The 10,208-nt window shown below is 37.8% G+C and carries 14 protein-coding genes; all 14 read right to left on the bottom strand.

Annotated features, from left to right (window positions below):
* A partial coding sequence (locus tag M901_RS16670; protein ID WP_021278583.1) for an START domain-containing protein occupies window positions 1-444 on the bottom strand: 444 nt, incomplete at its 3' end.
* 87 nt (window positions 445-531) lie between these two features.
* Window positions 532-1,182 (bottom strand): glutathione binding-like protein, encoded by a 651-nt coding sequence (locus tag M901_RS12565; RefSeq protein WP_021278586.1) that lies wholly within the window; start codon window positions 1,180-1,182, stop codon window positions 532-534.
* 91 nt (window positions 1,183-1,273) lie between these two features.
* A complete protein-coding gene (locus tag M901_RS12570; protein WP_021278588.1) occupies window positions 1,274-1,651 on the bottom strand; it encodes a DUF2237 family protein in 378 nt (125 codons plus the stop codon).
* Between the two features lie 36 nt (window positions 1,652-1,687).
* Window positions 1,688-2,398 (bottom strand): pirin family protein, encoded by a 711-nt coding sequence (locus M901_RS12575; protein ID WP_021278584.1) that lies wholly within the window; start codon window positions 2,396-2,398, stop codon window positions 1,688-1,690.
* 121 nt (window positions 2,399-2,519) lie between these two features.
* Window positions 2,520-2,930, bottom strand: coding sequence for a Fur family transcriptional regulator (locus M901_RS12580; RefSeq protein ID WP_034722125.1), 411 nt, complete (start codon window positions 2,928-2,930; stop codon window positions 2,520-2,522).
* Window positions 2,869-3,708: a metal ABC transporter permease gene (locus M901_RS12585; protein WP_021278582.1), complete on the bottom strand. Its 840-nt coding sequence runs from the start codon at window positions 3,706-3,708 to the stop codon at window positions 2,869-2,871. Before M901_RS12585 ends, M901_RS12580 begins: the two co-directional genes overlap by 62 nt.
* Window positions 3,705-4,274, bottom strand: a complete 570-nt coding sequence (locus tag M901_RS16675; protein WP_021278589.1) for an ATP-binding cassette domain-containing protein — start codon at window positions 4,272-4,274, stop codon at window positions 3,705-3,707. The genes M901_RS12585 and M901_RS16675 overlap by 4 nt, the downstream gene beginning before the upstream one ends.
* Window positions 4,274-5,146, bottom strand: coding sequence for a metal ABC transporter substrate-binding protein (locus tag M901_RS12595; RefSeq protein WP_021278581.1), 873 nt, complete (start codon window positions 5,144-5,146; stop codon window positions 4,274-4,276). Before M901_RS12595 ends, M901_RS16675 begins: the two co-directional genes overlap by 1 nt.
* Window positions 5,147-5,155: 9 nt before the next feature.
* A complete protein-coding gene (locus tag M901_RS12600) occupies window positions 5,156-6,214 on the bottom strand; it encodes an outer membrane domain protein (RefSeq protein WP_021278578.1) in 1,059 nt (352 codons plus the stop codon).
* Window positions 6,192-6,809 (bottom strand): hypothetical protein, encoded by a 618-nt coding sequence (locus M901_RS12605; RefSeq protein ID WP_021278590.1) that lies wholly within the window; start codon window positions 6,807-6,809, stop codon window positions 6,192-6,194. Before M901_RS12605 ends, M901_RS12600 begins: the two co-directional genes overlap by 23 nt.
* Before the next feature lie 8 nt (window positions 6,810-6,817).
* Window positions 6,818-7,414, bottom strand: a complete 597-nt coding sequence (locus tag M901_RS12610) for a hypothetical protein (RefSeq protein WP_021278579.1) — start codon at window positions 7,412-7,414, stop codon at window positions 6,818-6,820.
* A gap of 133 nt (window positions 7,415-7,547) precedes the next feature.
* A complete protein-coding gene (locus M901_RS12615; protein WP_021278585.1) occupies window positions 7,548-8,105 on the bottom strand; it encodes a hypothetical protein in 558 nt (185 codons plus the stop codon).
* A gap of 35 nt (window positions 8,106-8,140) precedes the next feature.
* A complete protein-coding gene (locus M901_RS12620; protein WP_021278587.1) occupies window positions 8,141-9,736 on the bottom strand; it encodes a methyl-accepting chemotaxis protein in 1,596 nt (531 codons plus the stop codon).
* A gap of 193 nt (window positions 9,737-9,929) precedes the next feature.
* A partial coding sequence (locus M901_RS12625) for a hypothetical protein (RefSeq protein WP_021278577.1) occupies window positions 9,930-10,208 on the bottom strand: 279 nt, incomplete at its 5' end.

Below are 10,208 nucleotides of genomic sequence, written 5' to 3' on the forward strand. Positions count from 1 at the left end.
AAGACTAAAATTAAGCTTTTTCACGAGAGCTTGAATATGATCGGCATCCTTATAATGATTATCGATTGACTCTCCAATATACTCAATGAATTCATCACTGTGTCTTTTTATTTTACCTCTAAGTAAGAATTCTCTATCAACAGCAGGCCAAGGAGTACTGTAGTATTCTGAAAAAATTAACTCATCTTTTGAAATTCTTTCATGGATAATGACACTCTTAAGTTTTGGCGACCACTCTGGCTTTAATTGATCATTTTCAATTAATTCTGCAACTTTATGAATTGGAGCATTAACGACACCCAAGGCCTTGAATGGGATGACACCTGATTTCTGATATTCCCCAGCATAAACCTTTATCCCCTGTTCTTCATGGACAAGAGACCAATTTTCAGCTGCTACATAGAAAGATAAAAGGGTCGAAATTGTAATGAGAAGTATTTTCATAAGAAAGAAATATCACGCACATCACAATAAATTGTCACAGATTTGTAGGAAAGCCGATTTTTTCGACTTTCCCACTATTTACGATTCTTACTTATTGAAACCACAAATATCGAGTCCTCGAACAGAGGCAGGTCTTTGTAGGATTCTCTCTAGCCATGAGTTCACATTCTTATAGTCTTTAAGACCCAAGTGCTCTGATGCCTCATAGAATTTATCAAGGCAAAGAACCCATGGAAAAATGGCCATATCTGCAATTGAGTACTCATCAACGAGAAAATCTCTTCCCTCTAACCTCTTATCAATAACCGCAAGAAGTCTCTTGGCCTCTGTCGAATATCTTTCTTTAGGATAGGGATGATCACATTTTTCTTTAGCATACTTATAGAAGTGACCAAACTGTCCAAACATCGGTCCAACACCTCCCATTTGAAAGAAGAGCCATTGTAGTGTTTCACTCTTTTTTACAGGATCATCAGAGAGAAACTTTCCACTCTTTTGAGCAAGATAGAGAAGAATCGCGCCTGACTCAAAGACAGCGTGATTTTCTTCTGGTCCATTTGGATCAACAATGGCCGGAATCTTTGAGTTAGGATTAACTTTGATAAAATCTTCTGTGAACTGATCCCCTTCTAGAATATTAATCGTATGTGCATCATAATCGATTCCCATCTCTTCGAGGGCAACAGAAACTTTTTGACCATTTGGTGTAGCAAGTGAATATAGTTGAATTTTACTCATCATAACTTCCTTTATTTAAAGATTGAATTGTTCAATCTCTTAGTGATTAATTCAATAAAAGTGTGACAAGTTAAAATAGTATTTTGAAAAATCAGACAGTCATTTGATATTTCTTCAGAACTTCAAATGGAATGATAGCAAGTGTCTCTTCATGAGTGGCCTCAAGAATAACAGGACAAGCTCTTCCGGCCTTATAGGCCTCAAACCATCTTCCCGCACAAACACACCAATGATCGCCCTGTTTAAGTCCTTCAAAACCAAACTCTGGCCTAGGTGTGCTGAGATCATTACCAGCATCTTTAGAAAACTGTAAGAAGTCTTCCGTCATCACTGCGCAAACGGTATGAACACCGGTATCATCAAAGTTTGTCTGACAATAGCCGTTTCTCATAAAGCCAGTCATTGGCTCGCAACCACAAATCTCTAATTTTTTTCCAAGGACATTGATCTCATCATTCATGACTTCCATTATACTATTTTAACTTTATTTTTCCAAACCTCTTCTCTATCTAAGTGGTACTTCAATTACAAGAAGCTTAACATCTGTTTGGGCCTTTAAACTGATTTCGTTATCACTCTCAACTGCGGCACCATCTCTTTCATAAAGAAGCTGATCAGATAGCTCGAGTTCTCCTTTCATCACGAAGAAATAAATTCCATTTTGCGAGCGATGCTTTTCATAACGAACTCCATTACCAGAAGTCAGATTAATTAATGAAAAGTAAGCTTGTTGATTTATTTTTAGAGACCCCTCTTTACCATCAGGTGAGACAATTAGCTGAAACTTATTTTCTCTAAGTTTTTTATCAAACTCTTTCTGATCGTAGTTAGGCTCAACTCCAGCACGCTCAGGGATAACCCAAATCTGAAGAAAATTACTCACTTCATCCTTCAGATGATTGTACTCACTATGGGCAACACCTGTTCCGGCCGACATGACCTGAATCTCACTCTCGCGAATAACTCGTATATTTCCCATACTATCTTTATGTTCAAGGGCACCAGATATTGGAACAGAGATAATTTCCATATCCTTGTGAGGATGAGTATCAAACCCCGTTCCCCCTGCGATATAATCGTCATTGATCACCCTTAACGCGCCAAACCCCATTCGCTCAGAATTATAGTAGTGAGCAAAACTAAAAGTATGGCTTGAGTTTAGCCAACCATGATTCGCCTTACCTCTTGAATCTGCTCTATGGATTACTATTTTCATATAAACCTCGTGCTTAAAACTTTCTACTCCTTAACTATAGGGCGAAGAATGAATAGAAAAAAGCACCATCTTTTAACCAAGACGTACGAAAACAAGAACATTTAATTGTATTATTAATAACTTATGCGCAATCCGGGCAGATTCCATAGAGCTCAAGAGAATGACCCGTTAGCTTGTATCCAACCTTTGAGGCCATCTTTGAAAAAGATTTATCGAGTCCACATTCAGTAAGACACTTCACTGACTTACATGCAGAACAAATAATATGGTGATGATGATGGAGGTCATCTTGGACAAGCTCATATGACTGATATTCATTAGCAGTTGGGACACTTCTAATGATCCCAGCTTCTTCAAACTTGATAACATTGCGATAGAAACTAGATTCATTCATTTCTTTAAAAAGCTTCGTTTTCTTAAAATCTAAAATAGAAAGAGGTTGATTCTTTTTAATAAAGAACTCAAGAAGATCAACTCTCGACTTTGTGACACTTAAGCGCTTCTCTCTTAGTATTGCTTCCGATTTTTTCATGAATCTTTCCTATCAATTTACCTAAGGACAATACTAGCAATAAAAGTACTACTTGAGAAGGTACAGTACTTAAATTTGAGAAACTCACAGAAAGCCCAAGCCCAGTGACAGATGAGAAGGCACCTGTAAGTGATAGAAAGAGCAGTGAAGCTGAAAGTCCTTTAAAAACTCTTCCCCCTAAAACAGTAGGCATGATATAGAGGGAAACCGTATATAAAACCCCTAGACCATAGATCGAAATAACAAATGTCAGAGAAAAGAGTAACTCTTCTAAATAATCGATCTTAGATGAATGAAACATTGAGGCATTTAATGTGTTCCTCTTAAACCTTTTAGAACAATAATGCATTAGAGCAAAGATATTGACGAAAAATGCACTTAATAAGAGTGTATTTTGAGCTGACAATGAGACCACATCACCAAAGAGCCCTAGAGACATGTGAGAGTCTAGACCTGGAAAAATTGAAACGAGAAGATTTCCAATGGCCATCAACGCAAGATAGACAACAATGTAAAATGACTCCCCACCAGACTTTCTCTTTAAGAATAGGATCTTCATAAAAACGAAGAAAACCAGAGAGCATAAGATTGTGAGAATCTCGACTTCATGAAAGAGAAGCTTTCCCAGTAAATTTCCAATTAAGCCGGCCTGAGCAAGGGCCAAGATTTGCAGCCCTTGTTTTCTCGAAACAAGATGTGCTCCTTGTAACGGAATAGTCATTCCTGCTAATAAGCATAGGAGAAAAGAATATTTAAAAATCTCAAATAATTCGATCATTGTAACTTAAGACCTTTAATATTTTCATGATTTAATTCACTTGGAATAACATGAGAAATAATAACCAAGGAGCTAATAAAGCCTTCAAAGATGAGCTCTTGAAAGAAGTTCATCAATTGAGATGAGCTCTCCTTATCAACATGATTAAATGGCTCATCAAGAAAGAGTATATCTTGGTTTCGACTTAGCCTAGAGAGAATAAGTGTTTTCTGCTTTTGACCACCACTGGCATCTTGCCAACACAGGTCACGCTGATCCTCTGAAAGGAAGTTTTTGATCCTCTCTGGCACTTCATAAATATCAAGAATCTCATCTAAAGTAAGACTTAAAGGAAAGTCGTATTGAAGCAGCTGAGGAAGATATTGTGTTCTTAAGCCATCCTTAACTTTCAACTCTCCGCTTAAAACAGAAACCTCTCCAAGTAAGGTCTTAATGAGGGTTGTCTTTCCCGTTCCATTAGCTCCCGAAACAAATAAGATATCACCCTTAGAGACATCAAAGCTTAAACCTCTTTGTAAAACCTTTTTGTAACCAATATCTATCGTATTTGCCTCTAGAATTCTCATTACTTCACAATTGCCTTTGCAATAGAGAGCATCAAGTCTTCATAAGACTTCACTCGAGAGTTGATTGAGATATCAACCATTTCATAGGGAACTCCAGAGATTTCCTTGAACTTCTCCATTATTGCCTTAGGATTTGTCTTCGCTCCCAAGGCCTTTGTAGCTCCCTTCTTCTTAGCAAGAAGTGAAACCCTTGCAATACGACCTGCCGAAGGAGGAACCCCAGGAGTCTCTTCTATCTCACCAACATAGTTCAGACCATACTCTTTAACAAAATAGCTAAACTCTTTATGATAACTCATTAGCTTTACATTTGGTTTCGACTTTAGAATTGATCTAATTTTAGTCTGTAAATTAGCGAATTCTTTTTTTAGCTGATCGTAATTATTTAAATAGTAAGTTGCATTTTCAGCATCGACTTCAATTAATTTATCAACGATTTCTTCAGCAGCTTCTAAGAAGAATTTTGGTCCAAGGTGATAATGAGGGTTTCCTCCAGCGTGAACATCACCCATTGAGCGATCAACTCTTCCCTTGATTTTATCAAGTGCGCTGACCTTTCGCCCTAGATCACAAAAGCCCTTCTCTCCATTTTGAATATTCTTATTTCCTGATTTTTCAAGAACACGAGGAACCCATGCAACTTCTAAATCTAAACCGACTTGGCAAAATATTTGAGCTCGAGAAACTTTAGCAATCCAATGAGGCATGGCATCGACATAATGAGGGTCCTCACTTCCATCAAGTAGTGACTCAACTGTGACCTTCTCCCCCCCAATTTTCTTTGCCATCCAAGCGATATCAGTCGTCGTTGTCAGAATATTGACTTGAGCTAAGACTGAAAAACTAAGCAGGGATAATATAAAAATCTTCATGAATAATCCTTAAAAACTATGGGCCGGGTGTGCCCCTAAAATAAAGACAAATTGAGCTGTTGCTCTCGTGTCCTTAGAAAGAGTCATTCCCTCTTCTCTAGCAAATGAATGAGATAAACCAAGTCTCATTTTTACAAACTCACTTGATCTCCAAGTAAACTCAGGGGCAAAATTATACTCTATATTATTCACCTTCTTACCTGTCACAGAGTTTCTCTTTGAGAGATCTTTATAGAGATCGACACGGAAACCAAAATCTGTTTCAGATGAAAGATTCATCTGGTTATAAATATAGAGACCAAGCTGCTCAGAATGAGCTCCTTGAGCATCTTTAGTATTTCTATACCATATCTCACTTTGGAAGAGATACTTTACAATCTTTCCCTCGCGCCACTTGGCGACAACTTCAAAACCAGGAATCATCATTTGATTATCTTCACCATCAGTCCTTCCAACATAGTTTAGTCCATATTGAATACCACTTGAGTTGTTAAAACTAGTAAATGATTTCAAACTGAGATAGTGAGTTGGAACCTTTGGTTTCTTTCCATCTGTATGGGCATGTCCATAAGTATGACCTGAAGTTACACCAATCGTGAGATCGAGATATCTTTGCGTATTAAAGAGGTGTCCAAATTCTACACCAGTATCAATAAGTCCCTCTTCATCAAAGAATTCTTCTTGTACCTTAGGTGCATGCATAAAGGCCCAATCATGTTGATGGATTTGGTTAAGTCTCCCTACACCCAAGAAGAATTTCCCCACCTTGAATCGAGATCGTGGAATAATCTTAGATGAAGAAAAATACATCTCGTGTAATTCAAAGACTGTCTCCCCATCTTCATCATGAGCAGCAGCACTTAATATTCCATCAAAACGATGGTCAAGAGGTGCAAAGAACATCATCTCAGCACCTCTCATTGTCATTTTTTCATTTGCATTCGAATCTTTATTAATTCCTTGCTCATATATCATATCTCCAGCAAGAGAGATTTGTAATCCCGCCATATCAAAAGCAGAACTCAGAGAATGAGCAAGAAGAAGACTAGTGATCAAAAATCGTTTCATTAGGTCCTTCTAATTTTAAAATATTTTCTGATTGAGAATTAACACCCCAGTAACTTCCACTGGCCCTTCCATGACTTCCCCAAACAGTATCAAAACGGTCAGAGTTAAAAAGACAAGTCTCTTCCTCTGTACAATCCTCAACGCCAAATGGCCCTTCACTCTTCCACATAAGAAGGTGAGCATCACTCTCATTATTATGAATATCGACAATGACGCTAACAGGTGTATCTGTGGCGCTTTCAAATTCAATTGAGTCTTCAATACCATTTAAACTAAATGTTGCCCTCACCATTTCGCTGCTTACACGACTAAAGTTCACAACAACTCCACCACTAAGATCAACCCTAGAATGGAAATAAAACTCAACGGAGTCATCCTGAGCAACTTCGAAACGAAGACTGTAACTATGAGCAGAGACTCCACCGTTTTCGGCAACACCATTCAAACGAAACTTATCACTTGCGACTTTAACAAATGAGATATCACCTAAAAGCTTTTTTATAGAGATATCATTTGCACCAGTTGAAGCTCCAGTAAGTTCATCACAACTTATGAATGAAAAACTAAGAGCTAAGATGAAAAGTAAATTCTTCATAAAAAATCCTAGTGATTGTGATCATGGTCATGATCATCATGCCCATCTTCTAAACTTGGTTCGTCATTTGCTGAAGACTTATAATGACAGAATAACTCTTCTTCTAAACCATGTCCGTGACACTGGATAAAAGTTGTTTTAATCTTTCCATTAAGCTCATAAGAAACCTTTGTCCAAACATCACCGCCGTGAGAATGTCCATCATCGTGTCCTTCAGAAACCCATACTTTTAAATTAGTTAAGACAGAGAAGTCTAAATTTCTCTTAGAAAAAGTTTTGGCCAGTTTCGCCATAGCTGCTTCAAAACCTTCTTCGATAAGAGAGTGATGATCATCTGATTTAAAGTGATCATGCCCTTCTTCATGACAGGCCATATCTTGTCCATGGAGGTGACAACCAAAAACAATAAGTTCATCATGAGTTTTTGCTTTTACTAAAACTTCATGACCTTCGATTTCAGCACTCCAGGCCTCAACATGCTCAACTCCAAACTCAACTTCAATCTCTTCAAAAGCAGATGCCTTTGCACTAAGCAGATCAAGTCCTGTTAAACCAAATGAATATGAATTTAAAAGAATTAAACTAAGAGCAATTAGGTTCTTCATTGTATATACCTCACATTTTTTTGCAATCGAGACGCAATTATTTGCAACTTACTTGCAATTTATGACAAAAATGAACGTTTGGCAATATAAATGGAGGATTTCACACTCAGTAATATCAATGAGTTATACTTTTTTAGTAATCTTTAAACTCTAAATCGATCTCGGATAGCTTTTTGAAGGTATTTTTTAGCTCTATAAGTGGCCACCACTCATAGAGAAAGATATTAATCGGCTTCCACATGGAAACCCAACCAAGAAGAAGCAGTCCTTCCTTTACATAAAGAGCTAAGAAGTCGCTCTTAGGAACCTTACCAACAGATGCTGAAACCGCAATTGAACAGGCCAAGAAAGTAAGACCAATTAATAAGGCCTTAAAACCCGTCGTAAAGATTGCGCGAATCTTCTTCTCAGTAATATCCTGGCGATAAAGAAAGTAATCTTTCACAGCAGCTTCCGCTGCCCTTATCTCTACTTCTAAATGTCTCTTCTTAATAAAGATTTTAAGCTTACCGACTTTCTTGTAACCAATATCGCCGACTGAAGAAAGAATATACTCAACGACATCGTCATCAAGGTCTTTAATTCGAAAAGGATTTGGGTCTCTCTTATCATAGAGTTGGTCAATTGATTCGACTTGTACCTCGACAACAAATTTACCATTCTCTTTTGAGTACCACTGCTTCTGTCTCATACCCTTGCATTATATCATACAAAAATTTAAGAATACTATAGCTTAAATTTCAAAACTTCACTTTTTAATTCCATGGCCATCTCTTCAAAGTCTTTACCAAGTTGCCCCATCTGACTTGCAGCATCTGAGTTTTTAACAGAGAGATCCATAATGAGCTGAAGGTTCTGGTCAATTTCTTCTGAGGCCAAGCTTTGTTCATGAGAAGCTGTGGCTATATAGTCATTCATTTCTTTCACCGTTTTAACCTCTCGAGAGATTTTATGTAAGGATTCAGTAGAGTGGGCCACTTGCTCTTGTCCTTCCTTTGCCAATTCGCTTGTCTCTTTCATTCTTTCAACGGCATCAACAACCACAGTATTAAGATTGGCCGTGACCTCTTGAATTTTATTAGTCGTCATCTTTGTTTGACTTGCAAGTTCACCAATTTCTTCAGCGACAACCACAAAACCCTTCCCATGTTCCCCTGCTCGAGCAGCTTCTACCGCTGCATTAATTGAGAGGTGCTGCGTCTTCATCGTAATATCATAGATAACTTCAATGGCCTCAGTAATTTTCTTGGCCTCGGTCTCTAGGTTATGAATCGTCGAAGAAACATCTCCAATATGACTTGTTAATGAAGTAATCTTATTACTTGCATTCTGACCATTTTGAACTCCCGTGCTTGCTTCATTCTCCGCGGTCTGTGTTGCATTTTGCGCTCCAGCAGAATTATCTGAGACTTGTCTTGCCGTTGAGCTCATTTCTGTCATTGCACTGGCAACCTTATTCGTTTCCTCTCGTTGAGAAATAATATCTTTCGTTGCCTGTAGAGTCAGGCTTGAAATAGATTGCCCACCTTCGATAATTTTATGAGTCGACTCAGTCACAGACTTCATTCCCTTATGAAGCTCTCCAACCATATGATTAAAAGCAAGGGCCATTTTGCTCATCTCATCAGACCCCTTTACCTCAAGCCTCTGGGTAAGATCATAGTTTTGGGCCATATCACTCATCACAGTATTGGCCCTTTTTACCTTTCGAATAATAAGGAAGTTTAAGATTAATGCCATAACAACAAGAGCAATAATTGAAAGAACTCCAAGATGCTTAGCCGATTCAATAATGGCCGTCTCCATCCTCTCATCAACTTCATTTAAAGAGTAGCTCACTCTCACGGCACCAAGAACTGTTCCCTCTTTGACATCATGACATTCAATACAATTTGTCCCACGGTAATTCTTGCTAGCTTTGTAGGGAGTAATAACAGTAAGTACTCTTCCCTCTTTAGTTCTCTCAATAAAGGAGAACTTCTCCCCTTGAAGTGCACGCATATCATAATTATCGGCAGGAGCCTCATGAGAAAATCCTTTCCCATAATCTTTTGCAACAGGCTCTCCTCTAATAACTCTAGCATCTGTTATTTCTTTTCTTGAAAGTAATTTATTTCTTAACACCTCACGGTTTTCCATCGCGCCTGTAATCATCAGGGTATTCACGGAATCAAAATACTGGTCAACAACATGGTCAGTTTGCGACATAATCAACTTTTCAACAAATGCTTTCTCTTCAGTATAATTCAAGTAAATTGTCGAAGCTGTAAGTGAAGTAAAAATAAGTAACAGAGCTGTTAAAATTTTAGCCTGCAAAGACATGTGAATTCCTTTTTATTTTTTCGATTTCACAATCTTATCGACTCTTGGAAATAAGAAATTAGACTTGTCTTCAATTTAAGAAATGATTTAAATCATACAAAAAAGGAAGGCCTAAGCCTTCCTCTACATTTCAGATCAATACAGTCAACTTCTCTTAAAAATTCACTTAATTCGAATCGGTCTTAAATTATACCTACATCTCGGCAACTTTCTTAGCTGAGTTCCATACCTTCTTGGCCAGTTTATCCCCAATAGAGAATCCGACACTAAGACCAATTGAGTAGTCTTCCAGATTATCTGGTGTATCACCCCTATACTCTTTTACAGTATTTCCAGATTGATAATCTCCCTCGATATCTCTGAACTTAGTATATGAAGCGAAGAGCTTATAGTTAACACTATCTGCCCATGATGAATCAGGCGTTAACTTTTTAAATTCAACACCTAGCTTTCCACCGTAACCCCACTGTCT

Origin of the sequence: Bacteriovorax sp. DB6_IX, from assembly GCF_000447775.1 — a bacterium.
Classification (GTDB): Bacteria; Bdellovibrionota; Bacteriovoracia; order Bacteriovoracales; family Bacteriovoracaceae; genus Halobacteriovorax_A.

Excerpts from the sequence above, each read along its gene's own strand:
- M901_RS16675 (WP_021278589.1), bottom strand. The coding sequence starts at position 4,274 with ATGAGAATTCTAGAGGCAAATACGATAGATATTGGTTACAAAAAGGTT.
- M901_RS12620 (WP_021278587.1), bottom strand. The coding sequence starts at position 9,736 with ATGTCTTTGCAGGCTAAAATTTTAACAGCTCTGTTACTTATTTTTACT.
- M901_RS12615 (WP_021278585.1), bottom strand. The coding sequence starts at position 8,105 with ATGAGACAGAAGCAGTGGTACTCAAAAGAGAATGGTAAATTTGTTGTC.
- M901_RS12580 (WP_034722125.1), bottom strand. The coding sequence starts at position 2,930 with ATGAAAAAATCGGAAGCAATACTAAGAGAGAAGCGCTTAAGTGTCACA.
- M901_RS12610 (WP_021278579.1), bottom strand. The coding sequence starts at position 7,414 with ATGAAGAACCTAATTGCTCTTAGTTTAATTCTTTTAAATTCATATTCA.
- M901_RS12605 (WP_021278590.1), bottom strand. The coding sequence starts at position 6,809 with ATGAAGAATTTACTTTTCATCTTAGCTCTTAGTTTTTCATTCATAAGT.
- M901_RS12565 (WP_021278586.1), bottom strand. The coding sequence starts at position 1,182 with ATGAGTAAAATTCAACTATATTCACTTGCTACACCAAATGGTCAAAAA.
- M901_RS12575 (WP_021278584.1), bottom strand. The coding sequence starts at position 2,398 with ATGAAAATAGTAATCCATAGAGCAGATTCAAGAGGTAAGGCGAATCAT.
- M901_RS12595 (WP_021278581.1), bottom strand. The coding sequence starts at position 5,146 with ATGAAGATTTTTATATTATCCCTGCTTAGTTTTTCAGTCTTAGCTCAA.
- M901_RS12570 (WP_021278588.1), bottom strand. The coding sequence starts at position 1,651 with ATGGAAGTCATGAATGATGAGATCAATGTCCTTGGAAAAAAATTAGAG.
- M901_RS12585 (WP_021278582.1), bottom strand. The coding sequence starts at position 3,708 with ATGATCGAATTATTTGAGATTTTTAAATATTCTTTTCTCCTATGCTTA.
- M901_RS12600 (WP_021278578.1), bottom strand. The coding sequence starts at position 6,214 with ATGAAACGATTTTTGATCACTAGTCTTCTTCTTGCTCATTCTCTGAGT.